18 protein-coding genes and 1 pseudogene are annotated in these 21,045 nt (G+C 67.1%); 12 read left to right on the forward strand and 7 right to left on the reverse strand.

What is annotated here, in order from left to right; genetic code table 11:
- The first annotated feature begins 13 nt into the window (after nt 1-13).
- Genes MNBBLIKP_RS01025 through hemN form a run of 4 tightly spaced genes read left to right on the forward strand, consistent with a single transcriptional unit; the run spans nt 14 to nt 3,844 of the window.
- Nucleotides 14-2,086: a heavy metal translocating P-type ATPase gene (locus MNBBLIKP_RS01025; protein ID WP_088306664.1), complete on the forward strand. Its 2,073-nt coding sequence runs from the start codon at nt 14-16 to the stop codon at nt 2,084-2,086.
- Nucleotides 2,083-2,250 (forward strand): cbb3-type cytochrome oxidase assembly protein CcoS, encoded by a 168-nt coding sequence (ccoS, locus tag MNBBLIKP_RS01030; RefSeq protein WP_088306665.1) that lies wholly within the window; start codon nt 2,083-2,085, stop codon nt 2,248-2,250. Before MNBBLIKP_RS01025 ends, ccoS begins: the two co-directional genes overlap by 4 nt.
- The gene (locus MNBBLIKP_RS01035; protein ID WP_088306666.1) at nt 2,247-2,498 is read left to right on the forward strand and encodes a hypothetical protein; all 252 of its coding nucleotides are present in this window, start codon (nt 2,247-2,249) and stop codon (nt 2,496-2,498) included. The genes ccoS and MNBBLIKP_RS01035 overlap by 4 nt, the downstream gene beginning before the upstream one ends.
- Nucleotides 2,499-2,530: 32 nt before the next feature.
- Entirely contained in the window at nt 2,531-3,844 is a 1,314-nt protein-coding gene (gene hemN, locus MNBBLIKP_RS01040; protein ID WP_088306667.1) for an oxygen-independent coproporphyrinogen III oxidase, read from the forward strand.
- 233 nt (nt 3,845-4,077) lie between these two features.
- Here the strand turns inward: hemN and MNBBLIKP_RS01045 are convergent, their stop codons facing one another.
- Both MNBBLIKP_RS01045 and MNBBLIKP_RS01050 read right to left on the reverse strand, forming a co-directional pair.
- The gene (locus MNBBLIKP_RS01045; RefSeq protein WP_088306668.1) at nt 4,078-4,965 is read right to left on the reverse strand and encodes a class III extradiol dioxygenase family protein; all 888 of its coding nucleotides are present in this window, start codon (nt 4,963-4,965) and stop codon (nt 4,078-4,080) included.
- On the reverse strand, nt 4,958-5,338 hold the full coding sequence (locus MNBBLIKP_RS01050; protein ID WP_088306669.1) for a protocatechuate 4,5-dioxygenase subunit alpha: 381 nt from the start codon (nt 5,336-5,338) through the stop codon (nt 4,958-4,960). The genes MNBBLIKP_RS01045 and MNBBLIKP_RS01050 overlap by 8 nt, the downstream gene beginning before the upstream one ends.
- Before the next feature lie 172 nt (nt 5,339-5,510).
- Here MNBBLIKP_RS01050 and MNBBLIKP_RS01055 point away from each other — a divergent pair, with 172 nt between their 5' ends.
- Together MNBBLIKP_RS01055 and MNBBLIKP_RS01060 are read left to right on the forward strand one after the other, a co-directional pair.
- Entirely contained in the window at nt 5,511-6,266 is a 756-nt protein-coding gene (locus MNBBLIKP_RS01055) for an SDR family NAD(P)-dependent oxidoreductase (protein WP_088306670.1), read from the forward strand.
- 67 nt (nt 6,267-6,333) lie between these two features.
- Nucleotides 6,334-7,413 carry a DUF5694 domain-containing protein gene (locus tag MNBBLIKP_RS01060; protein ID WP_140420499.1) on the forward strand — a complete coding sequence of 360 codons (1,080 nt, stop codon included), beginning with the start codon at nt 6,334-6,336 and terminating at the stop codon, nt 7,411-7,413.
- Nucleotides 7,414-7,674: 261 nt separating this feature from the next.
- Here MNBBLIKP_RS01060 and MNBBLIKP_RS01065 read toward each other — a convergent pair whose 3' ends face one another.
- Together MNBBLIKP_RS01065 and MNBBLIKP_RS01070 are read right to left on the reverse strand one after the other, a co-directional pair.
- Nucleotides 7,675-8,862 carry a serine hydrolase domain-containing protein gene (locus MNBBLIKP_RS01065; protein ID WP_088306672.1) on the reverse strand — a complete coding sequence of 396 codons (1,188 nt, stop codon included), beginning with the start codon at nt 8,860-8,862 and terminating at the stop codon, nt 7,675-7,677.
- A gap of 79 nt (nt 8,863-8,941) precedes the next feature.
- Nucleotides 8,942-11,020, reverse strand: coding sequence for a protein-disulfide reductase DsbD family protein (locus tag MNBBLIKP_RS01070; protein ID WP_088306683.1), 2,079 nt, complete (start codon nt 11,018-11,020; stop codon nt 8,942-8,944).
- Between the two features lie 84 nt (nt 11,021-11,104).
- On the opposite strand from MNBBLIKP_RS01070, the gene MNBBLIKP_RS01075 reads away from it, so the two are divergent.
- Together MNBBLIKP_RS01075 and MNBBLIKP_RS01080 are read left to right on the forward strand one after the other, a co-directional pair.
- The gene (locus tag MNBBLIKP_RS01075; protein WP_088306673.1) at nt 11,105-12,763 is read left to right on the forward strand and encodes an alkaline phosphatase family protein; all 1,659 of its coding nucleotides are present in this window, start codon (nt 11,105-11,107) and stop codon (nt 12,761-12,763) included.
- Nucleotides 12,764-12,937: 174 nt separating this feature from the next.
- A complete protein-coding gene (locus tag MNBBLIKP_RS01080; RefSeq protein ID WP_088306674.1) occupies nt 12,938-14,152 on the forward strand; it encodes an FAD-dependent monooxygenase in 1,215 nt (404 codons plus the stop codon).
- 198 nt (nt 14,153-14,350) lie between these two features.
- On the opposite strand, the gene MNBBLIKP_RS01085 is transcribed toward MNBBLIKP_RS01080, so the two are convergent.
- From MNBBLIKP_RS01085 to hemC, 3 genes are read right to left on the reverse strand one after another with little or no spacing between them, the layout of a single operon-like run.
- The gene (locus MNBBLIKP_RS01085) at nt 14,351-15,280 is read right to left on the reverse strand and encodes an MICOS complex subunit MIC60 (RefSeq protein ID WP_254912874.1); all 930 of its coding nucleotides are present in this window, start codon (nt 15,278-15,280) and stop codon (nt 14,351-14,353) included.
- Between the two features lie 22 nt (nt 15,281-15,302).
- Nucleotides 15,303-15,992, reverse strand: a complete 690-nt coding sequence (locus tag MNBBLIKP_RS01090; protein ID WP_088306675.1) for a uroporphyrinogen-III synthase — start codon at nt 15,990-15,992, stop codon at nt 15,303-15,305.
- Between the two features lie 4 nt (nt 15,993-15,996).
- Nucleotides 15,997-16,932 carry a hydroxymethylbilane synthase gene (hemC, locus tag MNBBLIKP_RS01095; protein WP_088306676.1) on the reverse strand — a complete coding sequence of 312 codons (936 nt, stop codon included), beginning with the start codon at nt 16,930-16,932 and terminating at the stop codon, nt 15,997-15,999.
- A 44-nt stretch (nt 16,933-16,976) separates the two neighbouring features.
- Here hemC and tsaD point away from each other — a divergent pair, with 44 nt between their 5' ends.
- The 4 genes and pseudogenes from tsaD to MNBBLIKP_RS01115 all read left to right on the forward strand — a co-directional run.
- A complete protein-coding gene (gene tsaD, locus MNBBLIKP_RS01100; protein ID WP_088306677.1) occupies nt 16,977-18,005 on the forward strand; it encodes a tRNA (adenosine(37)-N6)-threonylcarbamoyltransferase complex transferase subunit TsaD in 1,029 nt (342 codons plus the stop codon).
- On the forward strand, nt 18,002-19,018 hold the full coding sequence (locus tag MNBBLIKP_RS01105; RefSeq protein WP_088306678.1) for an NAD(P)H-dependent glycerol-3-phosphate dehydrogenase: 1,017 nt from the start codon (nt 18,002-18,004) through the stop codon (nt 19,016-19,018). The genes tsaD and MNBBLIKP_RS01105 overlap by 4 nt, the downstream gene beginning before the upstream one ends.
- A complete protein-coding gene (locus MNBBLIKP_RS01110) occupies nt 19,015-20,490 on the forward strand; it encodes a lipopolysaccharide biosynthesis protein (protein ID WP_088306679.1) in 1,476 nt (491 codons plus the stop codon). The genes MNBBLIKP_RS01105 and MNBBLIKP_RS01110 overlap by 4 nt, the downstream gene beginning before the upstream one ends.
- A 303-nt stretch (nt 20,491-20,793) precedes the next feature.
- Nucleotides 20,794-21,045: pseudogene (locus tag MNBBLIKP_RS01115) on the forward strand (hypothetical protein); the annotation flags it as partial.

A 21,045-nucleotide genomic window follows, 5' to 3' on the forward strand; every position in this document is an offset into this window, starting at 1 on the left:
CGAAACGACCGTCATGGTTGTGCCGGGTATGCACTGTGCCGGCTGTATGGCCAAAGTGGAACGCGCGCTGCAGGCCGTGCCCGGGGTCAGCCATGCCCGCGTCAACCTGACCGCGCGGCAGGTCAGCGTGGAGCACGCCGCCGCAGTTACGATCCCGCAACTGGTCGATGCGCTGGCGGCAACCGGATTTCCCAGCCAGCCGCGCGGCGGTGAACTGGCTCCGCCGCCCTCGGCGGTGAAGCCGCTGCTGGCGCCGTTGGCGGTGGCGGGGTTCGCCTGCATGAACGTGATGCTGCTGTCAGTCAGCATCTGGTCGGGCGCGGAAGGGGCAACCAAGGCGCTGTTCCACTGGCTGTCCGCTGCAATCGGCGTGCCCGCGATCCTCTATGCCGGGCAGCCGTTCTTCGTTTCTGCATGGGGTGCGCTGAAGCGCCGCACCACCAATATGGACGTGCCGATTTCGATCGGCGTCACCCTCGCAACCGGTCTCAGCCTGTATGAAACGGTGACGCACGGGGCAGACGCGTGGTTCGATGGCACCTTGATGCTGTTGCTGTTCCTGCTCGCCGGGCGTGCGCTCGACGCTGGCATGCGCGATCGCGCACGCGCCGGAGTCGATGCCCTGCTGCGCCAGGCGGCTCCGGGGGCGATGGTCGTGGCGCGGGATGGGGGGCTTGAATGGCTGCCCGCGACTGACCTCGTCCCCGGCATGGTCATGCGCGTCGCCGCCGGTGAGCGGCTCGCCGCGGACGGCGTGATTGCGCAAGGCGCCAGCCGGTTCGACCAGTCCTTGCTGACCGGCGAAAGCGCGGCGGTTGCGGCGGGTGCAGGCGATGCGGTGCTGGCGGGCACGCTTAACCTTGATGGTCCGGTGGACGTGAAAGTCACTGCTGCCGGGCAGGGCACCACGCTGGCCGAAATCGCACGACTGATGGCAGCATCGGGGCAGGCCCGCAGCGCTTATGTTCGAATCGCAGACCGCGCCTCGCGGCTCTACGCGCCTGCCGTTCACAGCCTTGCCGCTTTGACATTTCTGGGCTGGATGATCGCCGGGGCGGGGGTCCACCAATCGCTGATCTATGCCATCGCGGTGCTGATCATCACCTGTCCCTGTGCGCTGGGGTTGGCGGTGCCGGTGGCGCAAGTGGTCGCCTGCGGGGCGCTGATGAAGCACGGTATCATGGTCAAGGATGGCTCCGCGCTGGAGCGCATGGCCGTGCTTGACCGCGCGCTGCTCGACAAGACCGGGACGCTGACCATGGGCCGCCCCTTGCCCGATCCGGCAGTGATCGCCGCGCTGCCTGCGGATGCGGCGTCGGTCGCGCTGGGGCTCGCGTCTTACAGCCGCCATCCCTTGTCGCGCGCGCTGGTCGAAGTGTTGGCGGCGCGGGGCGTGAAACCGGCCGCGCTGGATGCGGTGGAGGAAGAGGCCGGGCACGGGGTGCAGGGCCTGTGGCAGGGCAAGAAGGTCGCGCTGCGCCGTCCGGACAGCGCCAATGGCGTGGCCACCACGCTGGACATCGCCGGGCTTGCGACCTGGCTGATCCCCTTTGCCGACCGGCTGCGGCCCGATGCGGACCGCGCCCTGGCAGAGCTGCGCGCGCTGGGGATCGAGCCTTCGATCCTGTCGGGCGACAATGCTGCCGCTGTCGCCGAAGTATCACGGCAAACCGGGCTGGAAGGCACCAGCGCGGCTTCGCCAGCGGAAAAACAGGCAGCGATTGCCGCACTTCAGGCGCAAGGGCACAAAGTGTTGATGGCTGGCGACGGGCTTAACGATGGGCCCGCGCTCAGCGCCGCCAATGCCTCGATCGCGCCGGGCAGCGCCAGCGATGTCGGACGGCAGGCGGCGGATCTGGTGTTCATGGGCGACAGCCTGATCGCAGTCCCGCGCGCGGTGCGCGGTGCGCGCCGCACCATGGCGGTGGTCAGGCAGAATTTCGTGCTGGCGATTGGCTATAACCTGCTTGCCGTGCCGCTGGCCATGGCGGGCTTTGTCACCCCCCTGATCGCGGCGATTGCCATGTCGACCAGCTCGCTGATCGTGATCGCCAATTCGCTCCGGCTGGTCAGGGCGGCGCGGTGACCGGGCTGGCGATCCTGATCCCGGTGGCGCTGGGCATGGGGCTGCTGGGGCTGGTGGCATTCTTCTGGGCGCTGAAGCGCGGCCAGTTCGAAGATCTGGACGGCGCCGCCGCGCGGATCCTGATCGATGAGGACGACGACGATCCTCCGGTGGACCGGATATGAAGGACCACCTGATCCATTTCGCGCTGACTGCACTGGCCCCGGCCCTGCTCAACGTCAGCGCCCCGGCGGCGGGAACCAGTGTGTTGGTGCCGGTCTGCAGCGGAGACGGGCTGACCCGCATGGTCCAGGTCCCGGTTCAGGGCCAGCAGCAGCTGCCCGGCGGCGATAGCGGCATGTGCTGTGCCAAAGGGTGCCATTCCGGCTCATCGCGCAAACGTTCGCTCAGGAATTTTGCGCCTGCGCAATGATTGGCCCGCGCAGGTCTGGTTTAGACCGCATTATGTGGCCCTATCACCCTGACCTGCTGGCGACGCCGGTACCGCGCTATACCAGCTTTCCGACAGCTGCAGAGTTCTCCAACGCTGTTGGTGCAGACGATGCCAACCGCGCACTGCGCAGCGTTTCGGGCGATGCCTCGCTTTACGTCCACATCCCGTTTTGCGAGCAGATCTGCTGGTATTGCGGCTGCAACACCGGGGCGGCGAACAAGGCGCAGCGGCTGCATGCCTATCTTGATGCGCTGCACCGGGAAATCGCGATCACCGGGGCACGGCTTGATGGCCGGACAACGATCAAGCGAATCGCGTTCGGCGGGGGCAGCCCCAATGCCATCGCGCCAACCGATTTCGTGCGGCTGGTCGATGCGCTGACGCTGCACCTGTCGCTGGACCAGCCGGTCTGGTCGATTGAGCTCGATCCGCGCACCTTGGCGGCGGAATGGGGGCCGGTGCTGGGCGGGATCGGGGTCAGCCATGCCAGCATGGGGGTACAGACCTTTGAACCCGCCTTGCAGGCCGCGATTGGCCGGGTCCAGCCGGACAGTCTGATCGTCACGGCCACCGACCTGCTGCGCAAGGCCGGGGTCAGCAGCCTCAACTACGATCTGATGTACGGCCTGCCCGGCCAGACGATGGATCACCTTGAGGCAACCCTGGCGCGGACTATCGAACTCGGCGCGGACCGGATCGCGCTGTTCGGCTATGCCCACGTGCCGCACATGTTGCCGCGCCAGCGCCGGATCGATGCCAGCGCCCTGCCGGGGCAGGAGGCGCGCTTTGCCATGGCGCAGTATGGGTATGACCGGCTGACCGCGGCTGGCTATGTCGCGATCGGGTTCGATCACTTTGCCTTGCCCGGCGATCCCATGGCGATTGCCGCGCGCGAAAAGCGGGTGCGGCGCAATTTCCAGGGCTTTACCGATGATCAGGCCCCCAGCCTGATCGGGTTGGGCGCCTCGTCGATCAGCTGCTTTGACGATCTGCTGGTGCAGAACGAGAAGAATGCCGGGCGCTACCGGATGCTGCTGTCGCAAGACCTGCTCCCTGCCCAGCACGGTGTCCACCGCGACGCGGATGACCGGCTGCGCGGGGCGGTGATCAGCGAACTGCTGTGCCAGGGCGAAGTGGCGGTGCCGCCCGCCTTGCTGGCCGAAGTGGCGGGCCGGATCACGCCTTTCGTGGAACGCGGCGTGGCCGTGCTGGATGGCAGCACGCTGCGCATTCCGCCCGCCGGGCTGCCCTATGCCCGCACGGTTGCCGCGCTGTTTGATCCTTATCGGCAGGATTCGCTGCGGCGGTTCAGTTCGGCGGTGTAGGCTATCAAATCCTCCCCCGTTGGGGGAGGTGCCGAGCAAAGTGAGGCGGAGGGGGCAGTGCCTTAAGCCCCCTCCGTCAGCCCTGCGGGCTGCCACCTACCCCAGAGGGGGAGGATCTGTTTGTCTCTTGCGAATCCTTCGCAACCCTGCCAGCTTCCCACTTCCACCGGACAAAAAGAGAGCGGCTGTCCGAAGATCAGCCGCTCCAGGTGGGGAGAACTGGTGAACCGGCGTCAGATCATTTCGGGCTCTGCCTCGTGTTTGATCTTGCCAGACTGGACAGCCGCTTCGGTCTCAAGGACCATCACCGCAGCCGCCGTGTTGGAAATCGGAATGTGGTAAGTGCGCGACACTTCGCTGGTGCTCGCGCCAAGTGCTCCGCGCGCGGCGATCCAGTTGAGGATCTCTACGCCCTGGGTGCCGGACAGTTCGACAATCTCATGCACCGAATGCGTGGTCAGCGCGTCGGGATCACGGGCCAGATTGTCCATGCAGAACTTGTCGTATTCTGCATTCATGAACCCGGCGCGTTCGCCGTCCAGCTGGTGCGAGAGGCCGCCGGTGCCCATCACCATGATCTTTTCCGGGCCCTGCCACTCAGCCAGCGCCTTGCCCACCGCGCGCCCCAGCGCGAGGCAGCGCTTGGCGCTGGGCAGCGGGTGCTGGACGGTGTTGATGGTGATCGGCACGATCCGCACCGGCGCTTCGCGGCCCGGCCAGGCCAGGGCGAGCGGGATCGAGGCGGCGTGATCGACCAGCATGTCCTGACAGGTCGTGATGTCGAATTCTTCCTCGACCAGCTTCTCGATGATCGCCCAGCTCAGCTCGGTATGCCCCGGCGGGACCGGGAAGGGGTGCAGCCCCCAGCCTTCGTCCTCGTTGCGATAGACCTCTGCCGCGCCGACCGCGAAAGTCGGCATCTTGTCGAGGAAGAAGTTCAGCCCGTGGTCGTTGTAGAACATCACCACTACGTCGGGCTGCTGCACGTCCAGCCATTCGCGCACCGGCGGCCAGGCGTTGAAGAACGGCGCCCAATAGGGTTCGCCCTGCGCGCCGCGCTGGATCGCCCCGCCAATTGCGGGCACGTGGCTGGTGAAAACGCCGCCGATAACTTTAGCCACAGATCGCCTCCTTGGCTGCGGGGGTCTTGGCCTGATCCAGCAGCATCTGCTTGAACGCATCCACGCTCATGCCGGTTTGCTGCGCGCCCAGATCCTGCACGTTGAGCCCCAGAATGCCCGCCAGTTTGGCGAGGTAATAGACGTTGCCGCCCGCCGCCATCATCTGCAGCACGTTGCGCGCGGCGACAGCTTCACGCTGCTCTGCCGTCAGCTGGAACTTGTCGATATAGGCCGCTTCATCGCGCACGAAGGCGTCGCGGTTCTGAGCGCTGTTGAAGGAATAGCACATGGCGTTGAGCGCATATCCCTTCTGCGCGGCGGCCCCATCGAAGATATGGGTTCCGGGAATTGGCGCGGGTGTTGCGGTTGCCATCGGCTGATCCTTTCCTTGGCCCAGTCTATGCCCCGACTGGTAGGGGGCGAACCTTGATCCGGATCAACAAAGGCAAAAAATCGTAAGCAAGGCATACAAAGATCGCCTCTTGACCGACTCGCCGCAGCGCTGCTTGTGCCGGGGCAAGCCACAGCGAGAGGAACACCAGCCAATGCAGCTTTCCATGGAAGGGCGGATTGTCCTGATTACCGGGGCCTCATCGGGCTTTGGTGCGCATTTCGCGCGGCTGTTCGTGCGCGAAGGCGCGCGGGTGGTGATCGGGGCACGGCGGGTGGACCGGATCCAGGCGCTGGCCGACGAATTGGGCGACAAGGCGCTGCCCTTGGCGATGGACGTGACCAGCGAAACCTCGCTGATTGCCGCCTACGATGCAGCCGAGGCGCGGTTCGGCACGGTTGATACGGTGATCGCCAACGCCGGGGTTGCGCAGGATGGCCGTGCCACCGATGTCAGCGGCGAAAGTGTGGCCAATCTGGTCGCGACCAATTTCACCGGGGTTTACCTGACGGCACGCGAAGGGGCGAAGCGGATGATCGCCGCCGGGTTCAAGGACCATGGGCGCGGGCGGATCGTGCTGATCGGTTCGATCACGGCGCAAATGACCGGGCAGGGCGATGCCGCCTATGCCGCGACCAAGGCCGGGGTCGCGCATCTGGGCCGCCAGTTCGCGCGTGAATGGGTGCGCCAGGGGGTCAACGTCAACACCATCCAGCCCGGCTATATCCAGACCGAGATCGCCGGAGACTGGTTCCAGACCGAAGGCGGGCAGCGCCAGATCGATGCGTTCCACCGCCGCCGCCTGTGCCCGATCGAGGCGCTGGATGTGCCGCTGCTGTTTCTCTCGGGCGATATGTCACAATATGTGACCGGGGCGACCTTGACGGTGGATGACGGGCAGGTGCTTTAGGGCCGAATCCTCTTGGCAGATTGATCCCTGGTGTTATACATCGGCAATACACCAAGGGAGAAGCCCATTGCTCCGCCACACTTTGCTGCCGCTGCTGGCCGCCGCACTGTCCTTCCCCGCTGAGGCCGCGCCTTACCGTCCGCTTGATCTGACCACGATTGACCGCGCGACCCCGGCTGCGGCGCGCACGCAATATGCGGTGCTGGGGACCACGCACCTGACCGGGCTGCCCGATACGTTCAAGCCGGAATACCTTGAAGATCTGATCGCGCGGCTGGCCAAATGGCGACCCGATGTGATCACTACCGAAGGCCTGTCCGGCCCGCAGTGTGAAATGCTGTTGCGGTACAAGGACAACTACCCCGGTGTCGCCGACGATTACTGCTGGGACGCGGCGGAGATCGAAAAGGAAAGCGGCGTCTCACTGGTCTGGGCCGAAGCGGAACTGCCGCAGGCGCTGGCGGAAATCGCCAGAAACCCCAGCCCGGCACGGCGACGCTATCTGGCCATGCTGTTCCTCTCCGCCAACGATCGTGCTTCGGCGCTGGTGCAATGGCTGCGCCTGCCCGAAAGCGAGCGCAAGGCCGAGGATGCGCTGAGCCCCGAACTGGTCAAGCTGCTGGAAAAGCTGCGGGCCGGCCGCAACGAGGTCTATGCACTGGCCGCCCCGCTCGCCGCGCGGCTGGGGCATGAACGGATTTACCCGGCCGACGATCACACCGCCGATGCCCTGACCGCGCCGGGCGGCGATGCGTTCAACAAGGCAATGATGGCGATCTGGGACAACCCCGGTGCCCGCGCGCTGCGCCCCGCACTGGAAGCGCAGGGCAAAGCGATGACCAGCGCTCCCGCCGTGCTGCAGCAGTACCGCGTGATGAATTCGCCAACTGCGCTGCGGCAGGCGCTCGACGTCGATTTCCTGGCGGCGCTGCAGGACAAGTCGGCCGGACAATGGGGTCGCCGCTATGTCGCCTGGTGGGAAGTGCGCAACCTGCGCATGGTCTCCACGATCCGGCAGGCGGCGGGCGGGCATCCCGGCGGGCGAGTGCTGGCGATCGTCGGTTCCTCGCACAAACCCTATTTCGAACGCTATCTGGGGCAGAGCCATGACGCTAGCGTGTTGGATGTGCTGGGGCTGCTGAAGTAGCGCGCCGATCTGGCGGGATTGTTGTGGGGCTGGGGTGGAATGGTTCGCGCAGAGACGCAGAGCAGAAAGATGAGACGCAGAGGACTTGTGCCGAGCCGAAGGCTCCATCTCTGCTCATAACCCTTCGTAACAGGCAGCGAATGACTGGAAAGCGGCTTTGCCGCCCGCGCAACTCCTCCGCGTCTCTATTTTCTTCTCCGCGTCTCTGCGTGAACTATTGAAACCTGACCGCACCAAGCAAGGTAGCGCGATAAGCCCGGCTCACCCCCCGGCATCAATCAGCGCCTGCACCTGCTTGTAAAACGCCTCGCGCGCATCGCCTTCGGGGCCCAGGGTGGCGCGGGTCCAGTTGGCGTTGCTGGCGATCACCAGCTTGCGTTTGGGGTCGATGAAAATGCCTTGCCCGAAAATCCCCTGCGCCGCGACCGAGCCATCATCATAGGTCCACCACTGGAACCCGTAACCGTGTCCGGGCTCGCCGATGTCCTTCTGTTTGGTGATGGCCTGGGCGAACCAGTCGGCCGGGACGATCTGCTTGCCGCCGGCCTGACCATTCGCCAGCACGAACAGCCCGAACCGTGCAAAGTCGCGGGTCGCGGCCTGCAAGCAGCAGCCGGCGATTTCATGCCCGGTCTTGCCCTGCAGCCAGGTCGCTTCGGCCTCCATCCCGGCGGGTTGCCAGACCTTTTCCTGCAAATACTGGCTGAGTGTCTTCTTGGTGGCAGAGCTGACCAGCACCCCGATCAGGTTGGTCTCACCGGTGTTGTAATGCCACACTTCGCCCGGCGGATGGGCGCGGGGGAGTTTGCGCATATAGCTGACGGTCGCGTCCACGCCCGCGTCGGGCTTGGCATTGTTGAACATCGCGACGTCGGCTTTGGGGTCTTCATAGTCTTCGTTCCACTTGACCCCGCTGCTCATGGTCAGCAGCTGGCGCACCGAGACATCATCATAGGCAGAGCCGCGCAGGTCGGGGATGTACTGGCTGACCTTGTCCTCAAGGCTCTTGATATAACCATCCTGAATCGCCGCGCCGACCAGCGTGGAAGTAAAGCTTTTGGCGACCGAGAAGCTGGTCCAGCGGCCCTTGGCGTCAAACCCCATGGCATAGCGTTCGAGCCGGAGCTTGCCGTCCTGCAGGATCACCAGCCCGGCGGCGCGCTGTGCGGCCATGTACTGATCGATATTGGGCACATTGAGCGGCTTGCCCGCTGGCAGCGGCAGGGGCGTGGCGGAAGGTGCAATGGTGCGGTGATCGGCCAGCACAGTGATCCGGTCCATCGCCCGGAACGCTGCATCGCGCTGGTCCTGCCGCCAGCTCAGCACATCGGCATTGGTCGGCATCACTGCCAGCAGATCGCGGGTTTCCCGGTCCAGACTGGAATACCATACCCCGCCCGCCAGCGCGGCGGCGGCGAGCCCGCTCAAAGCAATCGTCCGTTTGCGCATCTGCCTCTCCCTGTATCTGGGGGGAGGATAGCGGAGCTTTCAGCAAAGCAAAGCCCCCTCCTCTGAAGCGGAGGGGGAGTTAGCGGGTCAGCTCCACCAAAGTGTCAGGCCCCAGCACTTGCGGCAACTGCTGCGGTGCGCCGCCTCCCGCCGGATACCACATGTACAGCGGCACCCCGCCCGCGCCTTGTGCGGTCAGATAGCGGGTGATCGCGGGATCGCGCCGGGTCCAGTCACCGCGCAGGACGACCACGCCCGCCTTGGCAAAGGCATCGCGGGTCGCCTCGCGCTCGATCGCGGCGGCTTCGTTGACCTTGCAGGTCAGGCACCAGTCGGCGGTGAAATAGGCGAAGACCGGCTTTGCGCTGGCGCGGGCTTTGGCCAGCGCGGTCTCGCTGAACGGCTGGCTGGGGAGCAGGCCTGCGCTTTCTGCCGTGGGCGCGCGGACCACGCTGGGCAGGCCTAGTGCGGCAACTCCGGCCAGCACGGCCAGAGCCGGAACCAGCAGCCGGGTGCTGCCCAGCCCGTTGCGCTGGCGGCGGCCCAGTACCAGCAGCATGACCACCAGCAGGAAGGCAAGCAGCGCCAGCGAAAGGGCGAAGGCCTGCCCCGCAAGACGGCTCGCCAGCCAGACCAGAGCCAGCGCGGTCAACCCCATTGGCACGGCCATCGCCTTGCGGAACCATACCATCCACGCGCCGGGGCGCGGCAGCAGGCGGCGCAGCGCTGGCAGATAGGCCACCGCCAGGAACGGCAAGGCGAGCCCCAGCCCGAGCGCGCCGAACAAGGCCATCGCCGGCAGGGTCGGCAGCAACAAAGCCGCGCCCATCGCGGCGGCCATGAACGGCCCGGTGCAGGGCGTTGCGGCGAAGGCCGCGAGCAGCCCGGTGGCGAAGGCCCCTTGCGGCGAGCCTTCGCTGGCAAAGCCGGGGACAGCCATTTCATACAGGCCCAGCAAATTGGCGGTGATCGCCACGGCCAGCAGCAGCAAGGCGGCGACCACCAGCGGTTCCTGCAACTGGAACGCCCAGCCCACCTCTTGCCCAGCAGCGCGCAGGCCCAGCATCAGCGCGCCGAGCGCCAGACAGGCGAGCACGACCCCGCCGGTATAGGCCAGCCCCTCGGCCCGCGCCTGCGCCTCGCTCTCACCCGCGCGGGCAAGGCTGAGCGCTTTCAGGCTGAGGATCGGGAAGACGCAGGGCATGACGTTGAGCAGCAAGCCGCCCGCCAGCGCAGCCAGCAGCAGCCAGCCCAGCGGCGGCGTGGCGGGCGCGTCGAGCGCCACCCGCTCGCCCCCGGTGGGGACGACGCCGGGATCGGCCTCGATCAGCAAGCCGTCGCCCGCGCGGTTCAGCCGCAGCACGGCGTGCAGGGCCCCCGGTTGCTGCGCCGCGAATCTTGCGCGCGGCAGTTCGGCCACCAGCAGGTCGCCCTGGCGGAACATCGCTTGCGGTGCGGCGTAATCGACCACATGGTCATCGGCCACGAACAGATGCGGCTGTTCCAGCATGACTGTGCGGGGCAGGGGAATCGCGATCCGCACGGTCTGCCCGGCCCAGGCAAAGCGCGCCTTGCTGCCCAGCGGTGCGGGCAGGGCGGCCAGCCACTGGTCAAACCGCGGATCGCGCGCGCCCGCCGGGCCGACCATGATCGTGGTCCCCAACTCAGCCTGTTCGGGCACGCAAACCTCGCGCGTGCAGGCCAGCCACTGCGCCTTGACCCGCAGTGCGAGCGGTTGTCCCGGCACGGCAGTGGCGGGCAGGGTGACCGGCACCAGCACGGCATAGGCCTGTTCATAGACGTGATTCATCAAACCGCTGACCAGCAAGGTCTGCGGTACCGGATATCGCAAGTCCCCCACTTTGACCCCCGGCGGCAGGGTCCAGTCAGTGGTCATGCCAAGCCCGGCATCGCCCGGGTTCTGCCAATAGCCGTGCCAGCCCTCACCCGGCTGCATCGCAAAAGCGAGCATCACGGTAGAGCCGGGCGCGGCGGTTCCTTCGGCCACCAGGCTGGCGGCGATGTGGTTGGGTGCGGCCTGGGCCGGGGCGGCCAGCAGCAGGGCGAGCAGCTGCAATAGAACTGCAATGCCCGCCTGCCACAGTTTGCACACACCACGCACGGCCTGCGGCTTGCGGGGGGCAGGGGCGAAGGGCATAAGCGGGGGCAGATCGTTCACCCGCGCTGTTTGCCCCGCCTTGCCGCCCACTGCAAGGCAGGCCGCGCCAATCGGGATTGTTCCATGCGCCGTCTGATGCTTGCCGCTGCCCTTGCCTGCTCTGCCGTTCCCGCCATGGCCAAGGATCCGGCCCCCGCGCCCGCAGCTCCGCCCAGGCTGATCGTGGCTGTGTCGATCGATCAGTTCAGCGCCGATCTGTTCGCGCAGTACCGCCAGTACTACACCGGGGGTATGGCCCGCCTGCTGCAAGGCGCGGTGTTCCCCAGTGCGTTCCAGTCGCACGCCGCGACTGAGACCTGCCCCGGTCACTCGACCTTGCTGACCGGCACTCGTCCTTCCCGCAACGGGATCATCGCCAACAACTGGTTCAACCTCTCGCTCGCCCGCGCCGACAAGCGGGTTTATTGCGCCGAGGATGAAAGCGATCCCGCCAGCACCTCGCGCGATCCGGTGGTTTCGGCGGTCCATCTGAAAGTGCCGACGCTGGGCGAACTGATGAAGCAGGCCTATCCCGCCAGCCGCAACGTCGCCGTATCAGCCAAGGACCGCGCAGTGATGATGATGGGCGGAAACAAGATCGACGCCGCCTATTGGTGGAAAGGGGCCAGCTTCGTCACGCTGAACGGCCGCACCTTGTCCCCCGCAGCCGTGGCCCAGAACGCCGTGGTCGCCAAGCAGCTCAAGGCCGGTTTCCCTGCGATGGCCCTGCCCAAGTGGTGCGGCGCTGCGAACCGTGCGGTGGCCGTGGGCAAGGGCGCGGTCGGGCAGGGGCGCTTTGCCATGCCCAAGGACACGCCGGAAAAGCTGCGCGGCGACATGTTCCGGATCAGCCCGCGGATCGATGCGGCCACGGTTGACCTGGCAAACCGGCTGGTGGACGAAATGAAGCTGGGCCGCGGCGCGGCGCCCGATCTGCTTTCGGTCAGCCTGTCCGCCACCGATTACATCGGCCATGCCACCGGCACCGAAGGCGCGGAAATGTGCATCCAGATGGCGCAGATGGACGCCGCGCTGGGGGCGCTGTTCGCGCATCTCGACAAGGCGAAGATCGACTATGCCGTGGTGCTGTCGGCTGACCACGGCGGGCTCGACATGCCCGAACGGCTTAACGAACAGGCCCTGCCGCGCGCGGTGCGGGTGGACGATTCACTCAGCCCCGGTCCGCTCGCCAAGGCGATCAGCGCGCGGACCGGTGTGACCAGCCCCAAGGGCCCGCTGCTCGCCTCCGATGGCGGCGATGTGTGGATCAGCCCGGCGCTCGATCCGGCGCAGAAAACCAAGGTCGTCGACGCCCTGCTGCAAATCGCGCGGGCCCATCCGCAAGTCAGCGCCGTGTTCACCGCCGCCGAACTGGCTGCCACCCCTTCGCCCACCGGCAACCCGCAGGACTGGACCGTAAAGGAGCGCGCCCGCGCCTCGTTCGATCCCACCCGCAGCGGCGATGTGCTGATCCTGCTGGACCGCGCTGTGGTGCCGATCCCCGAAGCGATCCCCGGCATGTATGTCGCCACCCATGGCAGCGCCTGGGACTATGACCGGCGCGTGCCACTGTTGTTCTGGCGCAAGGGCATGACCCGCTTCGAACAGCCGGCCCCGGTCGAAACCGTCGACATTGCCCCCAGCCTGGCCGCGCTGATCGGATTGAAAGTGACCGACGGCCAGTTCGACGGGCGCTGCCTTGATCTGGACGGCGGGGCCGGGAACAGCTGCGCCAGCAAATAGCGCCAAATCCTCCCCCTTTGGCGGAGGTGGCAGCGCGCAGCGCTGACGGAGGGGGGAACGCGGCAAGGCCCATGCCCCCTCCAACCCGCCTGCGGCGGCCCACCTCTCCCAGAGGGGGAGGATCTTTGCGCCACAATGCTTGTCGAAGCCTCTGTACAGGCCTAGATCACAGCCATGACCGACAAACGCGATCTCGTGATCCTTGGCGGCGGGCTGGTGGGGATGACCCTGGCCCTCGCCGCCGCGAAGCAGGGCATTTCCAGCCATGTGGTTGACAAGGCCAAGCCCGAAGACCTGACCCGCGAAGGGGTGGATGGGCGCGCTTCGGCGATTTCCACGGCCAGCTGGAACCTGCTGTGCAACATCGGCCTGGGTGAGCGACTGGATCCGCTGGGCTGTCCGATCGAGGCGATTGCGGTGACCGATGCGATGCGCCCCGGCCGGATCGATTTCAAGCCTGAGGCGAACGATGGCTCGCTTGGCCGGATGTACGCCAACCGCGACATCCGCCTCGCCCTGTTCGAAGCCGCGCGGGATGAACCGCTGATCGCCTGGCATTCCGGGGTGGAACCTGTCACCCGCGATCGCGGGGCGCACGGTGTTTCCATCAGGCTTGACGATGGCCGGGTGCTGGAAGGCAACCTGCTGGTCGGCGCGGAAGGGCGGCAAAGCCCGACTCGCGCTGATGCCGGGCTGAACAGCGCCAGGTGGGACTATCACCACCGCGCTTTCGTAACCGCGATCACGCATGAACAGCCGCACGGCGGGGTAGCGTGGGAAATCTTCTTCCCCGCCGGGCCGCTTGCCTTGCTGCCCTTGCTCGATCTGCCCGATGGCCGCCACCGCAGCGCGGTGGTCTGGACCGTGGCGGAAAAGGATGCAGCCGGGGTCACCGGCTTGTCCGATGCGGTGTTCCTGGGTGAAATCGCGCAGCGGATGCAGGGCATTTTCGGCGCAATCGAACTGTGCGCCCCGCGCATGTCATGGCCGCTCAACTTTCACCACACCGCGCGGATCGTGGCGGACCGGCTGGCGCTGGTCGGCGATGCGGCGCACGGGATGCACCCGATTGCGGGGCAAGGCCTCAACCTGGGGCTGCGCGATGTCGGCACGCTGGTGCAGGTGCTGAGCGACGGGATGCGGCTGGGGCTGGAGCCGGGCGACGCGCAAGTGCTGGCCCGTTATGAACGCTGGCGTTCGCTGGATAGCCTTAGCGTGATGGCTGCGACTGACGGCCTGGTCCGCCTGTTCGGCATTCCCGGCCGCTTGCCCAGCGCGGTCCGCCGCCTGGGCATGGGCGTGGTCCAGCGCACCGGCTGGCTCAAACGCTTCTTCATGGACGAAGCCCGCGGGATGAGCGGGGAACTGCCGGAATTGCTGCGGGCGTAGCAACCCCTCCGTCAGCCGCTTCGCGGCTGCCACCTCCCCATTTGTGGCCTTCGCCAAAAATGGGAAGGATCTGGTTAGGCAGCCCGGACAAGATCCTTCCCATTTTTCCCGCAGGGACAAATGGGGAGGTGGCATTTGCGAAGCAAATGACGGAGGGGTCTTCTACGCCTGCGGCACCACGTGACCTAAGGAAGGCCCCTAGATCGCCCCCTCCGGAACCACACTCGCACTCGGCGTCGGGCTTGGGCTCGGTTCTTTCGGCTTGACCGGTTCCAGCAGTGCCGTGGTCTCGATCAGGTCAAGCGCGCGCTGGGCCATGGCATAGCGTTGGGCGCTGCCAAGCCAGTCCTTGGCTCCGGCCGCACCGGGCATAGTCTGAACTTCCTTGATCGCGGCGTCGATCTGGCCGGTGCGCAGCAACAGTCTGGCGCGGTCGAGCCGGTTTTCGGGCCGGGCCATCGGCGTTTCATCATGGCGGATCACGAACAGGCCGGAAAGCTCCCGCTTGACGCGGGCCCAGCCATCTTCGTTGGTGGGGGCCTGGGTCAGCACGGATTCCAGCGCGTCAAGCTGGCCCGCCAGCAGATCAAGCGTGTTGGGCTTGGCCGCGCTGTCAATCAGGGTGGCGACGGCATTGGGCTGGCTGTTGCCAAAGCGCAGCTTGAGCTGATCGGCCAAGGGCCCCAGCGGCGCACCGCGTTCGATCGCGCGGCGGCTGGCGAAAGCGACCAGCAGGGCTTCGGCGCGGGTGGTGTTGCCTTCAGCCGCAGCGGCTTGCAGATCAAGCCGGGCAAGGCGCTGTTCCAGCGCGGCGAGCCGCTGGTCAAAGCCATCGACTGCACCGGCGGTAGTTGGGCCGGCCGTGACCGAGCCGGGCGATGCGGCGGGGGCAGGCGACGGCAGGGCGGCAAACGGTGCGCTGGCGGCCGGTTTGGCCGGTTCCAGCAAATCCGGCCCGATCTGGATCTTGCCGCTCCACGCCAGCCAGCCAACCACAGCGCCGCCTGCCAGAAAAGCCAGCAACAGCGTGGTGCCGATCATTCGCAAGCCCGGCCCCTTGCGGCGCGGCGGCAGATTGAGCGGGCGATCAAAGAATTCGTCAGACATGCGGACTTCGTGGCTTCCCATGGCGCGGCGCGACCCGGCCCTTTCAAGGGAAGGGGTCTTGGCACATCTGCCGCGCCAAGGCCAGCAAAGCCTTGTCATTGGGGGCCTGGGCCACAGCCACTTCACCCCAGCCTGCTTCGGCGGCCTGGGCAATGCGCGGCCCCAGCGCGGCGATCCTGAGCGGCGAGCGACGGATCGCATGGCTGACGCATTGGGCGGTAAGGTGGCGCATCGCTTCGGCTGAATGGACCGCGACAATTGCCGGGCGGCGCAGCAAGTCGATCAGGCCGGGCGTAAACGGGCACGGCACGCTGGCATAGGTCACCCGTTCCTCCATGGTCATGGCCTTGGGCAAGGTCAGCGGCACGCGTTCATCCCCGGCCAGACGCAGCACATGGCGTGTGCCGGGGGGCAGCATATCGACCACCGCCTGCAAGCCGCCGCTGCCGCTGGCGGCCACGGTGAACCCCCGTTCGCGCGCGGCCTGGGCGGTGGTTTCTCCCACGGCGTAAACCGGCAAGTTTTTGAGCGCATCCAGCCCGCGCCCGCCGTGGCGCAGCACATTGGCGCTGCCGATCAGCAAGGCATCGAAATCGGCCGCGAGCGGGGCCTGCCAGCTACGCGGCTCGATCGCGAACAGGGGCTGCGCGACCGTCTCCAGCCCTAGCGCCCGGGCCGCCTCTGCCGTGGCGGCGCAACCGGGTTCGGGGCGGATGACGATCAGCGGGACCATGTGCCTATCCTTCTGGGCCGGAAAAATGCACCCGCACTGCATCGGGCGCACTTGCCAGCAATTGTGCCGCCAGTGCAGCCGGGCCGTTCGCGTCATCGGGGGCGAAGCGGGCGGTCAGCTCTACCTTGTCGGCGCCGTCCGGGCTGTAGATCGCGGCGCGCATCACCAGTTCGCTGCCGTCCGGCTCGGTCAGCACGGCGATCGGGCTGTGGCAATTGCCGCCAAGGCCCGCCAGCAGCGCGCGTTCGGCCATCACCGCGTGGCGGCTGGGTGTGTGGTCAATGGCGGAGAGCAGGCGGCGCGTTTCATGGGCATCGAGCCGGCATTCGATCGCGATGGCGCCTTGCCCCGGCGCGGGCAGCCATTCGTGCGCATCGAGTGCGTGACCGGTGCCGCTTTCGCCCAGCCGGTTCAGGCCCGCGCGGGCCAGCAGCGTGGCATCGGCTTCGCCCGCCGCCAGCTTGGCAAGCCGGGTGGCGACATTGCCGCGGAACGAGATCACTTTGAGATCGGGCCGGGCGTGGAGCAATTGCGCGGCGCGGCGCGGGGCACTGGTGCCAACCACCGCGCCCTGCGGCAAAGCGCGAATGCTCTCCGCGCCGACCAGCACATCGCGAACGTCCTCACGTGGGAGCACGGCGGCGATGACGAGTTCGGCGGGGCGCAGCGTCTCCACGTCCTTCAGGCTGTGGACTGCAAAGTCGATCTCACCGGTCAGCAGCCAGTGGTCCAGTTCCTTGGTCCACAGTGCCTTGCCGCCGATTTCGGCGAGCGGGCGGTCCTGAATCTTGTCACCGCTGGCGGTGACGGGCACGATTTCCACCTCCAGCCCGGGGTGGGCGGCGCAGAGGCGGGCCTTCGCCTCCTCGGCCTGAGCCATGGCGAGCGGGGAGCGGCGAGTACCGAGCCGGAGCGGACGAGTGGACGCAAAGCTGTTCATGCGCCGCTTGTCCTATTCGTCATTCTCTTTAAGGGGAAGTGGGGATGGGGATCGTTCTCGGCATCGAAAGCTCCTGTGACGAGACGGCAGCCGCGCTGGTGGACAGCGAGCGGCGTATTCTGGCGCAGCGGATCGCCAGTCAGGACGCTGAACACGCGCCTTACGGCGGGGTCGTTCCCGAAATCGCCGCCCGCGCCCATGCAGACCGGCTGGCTCCCCTGATCGAAGCTACGCTGGCCGATGCCGGGATGACTTTGGCCGATGTCGATGCGATTGCCGCCACGGCCGGGCCGGGGCTGATCGGCGGGGTGATGGTCGGGCTGGTCACTGCCAAGGCGCTGGCGATGGCCAGCGACAAGCCGCTGATCGCGATCAACCATCTGGAAGGCCACGCGCTGTCACCCCGGCTGGCCGATGCTTCGCTGCAGTATCCCTATCTGTTGCTGCTGGTATCGGGCGGGCATTGCCAGATCCTGCTGGTCGAAGGGGTGGGCCGTTATACCCGGCTTGCCACCACGATCGACGACGCGCTGGGCGAGGCGTTTGACAAGACCGCCAAGATCCTGGGGCTGGGCTATCCGGGCGGCCCGGCGGTGGAGCGGCTGGCACGCTCGGGCAATCCCAAGGCCGTCCCCTTGCCGCGTCCGCTGGTGGGCAGCGGCGAAGTGCATTTCTCTTTCGCCGGGCTGAAAAGCGCGGTCTTGCGGGCGAAGCAGGCCGCAGCCCATAGCGACGCTGATATTGCCGCCTCGTTCCAGCAAGCCGCGATCGATTGCGTGATTGACCGGAGCCGGATCGCGCTGGGCTCGGCCAAAAACCCGACCGCGCTGGTGGTGGCCGGCGGGGTTGCCGCCAATCAGGCGATGCGCGGCGCGCTGGAGGCCTTGGCGGCGCAGCACGGCCTGCCCTTTGTTGCCCCGCCAATGGCGCTGTGCACCGATAATGCGGCGATGATCGCCTGGGCCGGGATCGAACGGCTCGGCCAGTCCGATCCGCTTGACCTTGCCGCCCGCCCGCGCTGGCCGCTTGATCCCGATGCCGCCCCGGTGCGCGGTGCGGGGGTCAAGGCATGACCCCGGATCAAGCTCAGGGCAAGCCGATCGGGGTAATCGGCGGCGGGGCCTGGGGCACCGCACTGGCGCAGGCGATGGCCAGCGACGGCTCCCAGGTGCTGCTGTGGGCGCGCGAGGCGGAACTGGTGGCGGAAATCAACGCAGCCCACACCAACACCCTGTTTCTGCCCGGCGCAAAACTCGCTTCGACGATCCGCGCCACGGGCGATCTGGCCGATCTGGCGGCATTGCCAGTGCTGCTGGTGGTGGTCCCGGCGCAGCATCTGGCGCGCGTGCTGGCGGATCTGCCGCGCGGCGCCTGCGATCTGGTGCTCTGCGCCAAGGGGATCGAGGCGGGGACCGGGCGGCTGATGGCCGATGTCGCCGCGCAGGCCGCGCCGGGGGCAACCATCGCTGTGTTATCCGGCCCGACGTTCGCCCACGAAGTTGCCGCTGGTCTGCCCACCGCCGTCACCCTTGCCTGCGCTGGCGGGGAAGACCAGTGGCAGCGGCTCGCCCCGGCATTGTCGCGGCCCTCGCTGCGGCCGTACTATTCGGATGACGTCACCGGCGCGGAGATCGGCGGGGCGGTCAAGAACGTGCTGGCGATTGCCTGCGGGGTGGTTGACGGGCTGGGCCTGGGCCAGAACGCCCGCGCCGCGCTGATCGCGCGGGGCTATGCCGAAATGCTGCGGTTCGGGCTGGCGCGCGGGGCGCGGGCGGAGACGCTGGCGGGGCTGTGCGGGCTGGGCGATCTGGTGCTGACCTGCTCCTCCACGTCCAGCCGCAATTTCTCGCTTGGCAAGGCACTGGGCGAAGGGCTGAGCGCGGCTGAAGCACTGGCGGGCAAGAACAGCGTGGCCGAAGGCGCATCGACCGCCCCCGTGCTGGCTGAACTGGCGCGGAGGGACGGGATTGACATGCCGATCGTCGATGCGGTCTGCGCCCTGCTGGACGGCGCGGCCCCGGCCAAGGCGGTTGTCGCCGCGCTGCTGGCCCGTCCACTCAAGGCCGAACTGGAACAAGGCGCGTGAGCGAGCAATCCCAGCAGGACATTCAGGCCCTGGCCAAGGGCGGGCGCACCAATATTCTGGGTTTCGTGATCCGGCTGGGCGGCACCGCGCCGTTCCTGTTCATCGCTGCGCGGCTCTATGGCAAAGTCCCGCTCGGCCGCTTTGCAGCGGCGCTGGTGATGATCGAGCTGGTCGGGCAGCTCTGCACCCTGGGGCAGAAGCGTGGCCTGGCCCAGCGCCTGTCGGAAGATGGCGATCACCCGGCCAATACGGTCGGCGATGCCATGCTGCTCAGCGGCACGATCGCCGTGGTGATCGGTGCGCTGTTCTGGTGCTTTCCGGGGATCCTGTTTCCCAATGGCAATTACACTCTGGCTGACCGGCTGCTGGTAATCTCGATCCTGCCCGCCACCCTGACCGACGTGGCGCTTTCGGCGCTGGCCTATCGCTATGATGTCGCCACATCGGTGCGCAGCCGCGCGATTGTGGAGCCGTGGACCCGTTCGATCGCGGCGCTGGCGCTGTTCTATGTTGTCCCGGCCAGCGGGCTGTCGATCGCTTATATCCTCTCGATCTGGACCGCGGCGCTGGCCGCGCTGTGGCCGCTCTATCGCAGCTATGGCTTGCCGCGGGACTGGCACCCGCACCCTTTGCGGATCTGGCAGCTGGGCGTGCGCAACCTGCCGCTGGCCATGGCCGATGCGGTGGAATGGGGCACGCGCAAGCTTGACATATTCGTGCTGCGTTTCTTCGTCGGGGAAGGCGCCCTGGGGGTCTATTACTTCGCCCAGCAAGTCGCGACCTTGCCGCAGAAGCTCAAGACCAGCTTCGAACCGATCCTGGGCCCGGTGATCACCCGCAACCTGCGCGAAGGCAATCTGGATGCGATTGCCAAGCAGGTCCGGCAGGTCGGATTCTGGGTGATGGCCGCGCAGGCCGGGATCGCGCTGGCGCTGGCGATTCCGGGGCAGGCGGTGATGGGGCTGGGCGGGCGCGATTTCGTGGGCGGCACCGGCGCGCTCGCGTTCCTGCTGATCGCCGAAGTCGTTGCCAGCACCGCCGTGGTGAGCGAGGCCGCGCTGGTCTATGTCCAGCGCTTCCGCAATCTGCTGGTCTCCCTGGCGACGATCGCGTTTCAGGCGCTGCTGACCCTGGCCGGGATCATGTGGGTCGATCACCTGGGGCTGAACCAGAATTTCCACGCCGCCGCCGCAGCCGCCGCGCTGATGGTTTCGCTTGGCACGGCATCGCTGGTCAAGGCGCGGATGTTGGGCAACTATCTGCAGGCCCCGGTCAACACCTGGCGCTGGGCGCTGATCTGGGCCGTCGCAGCGGCGGGGCTGACCGGCTGGGCCGTCACCCGGTTCCTGCCCGAATGGGCCGAACTGGCGCTGGGCATTCCGGCGATCCTGGCGGTCTATTGCTGGGTGATCTGGCACAAGGGCTTTGGCCCGGATGACCGGGTGCTGTTCCGCAAGAACGTGGCGGAGTAGCTTTCGCCTTGTGGCGTTAGCGCTATGTGGCGGGGTTTGAATAGTTCACGCAGAGGCGCGGAGAAGAAAGTGGAGGCGCGGAGGGGGGGAGTGCCTTGGCCCCCTGCCTCATGCTGCCGCAGGCCTTGTCTTGTCCCGGATGGTAAAGGGGCTGCGCCCCCACAGGCTACATCCTCCGCGCCTCCTTTCTTCCTCTGCGCCTCTGCGTGAACCATCCCGCCCGCTCAGGCCCAAGCCCCCGGTTGTCGCCCGCGCCCTCCCGGCCTATGTTACCCGCCGCAGCAGAATTCAGGGACAAGCACGATGATCGAGATGACCGAAGCGAACTGGATGGTGTTTGCCGCCGTGCTGGCGCTGGCCTTGCTGATTGCCTGGTGGCTGTTCGGCCGCGCGGCGACCCCGCGTGAGCGCAGCTACCGCCCGGACGTGCTGGATGAAGGCGTCGGCCCGGCGCAGCGCAATCAGGCGCTGATTGATGCCGCCCCGGCAGCGCAGATCGTGCCGCCGCCGCTGGCCTCTGATGCGCTGGGCGGGATGGGCGAAGTGGTGGCCGCT

The sequence above is a fragment of the Novosphingobium sp. B 225 genome (assembly GCF_002198665.1).
Lineage (GTDB): Bacteria > Pseudomonadota > Alphaproteobacteria > Sphingomonadales > Sphingomonadaceae > Novosphingobium.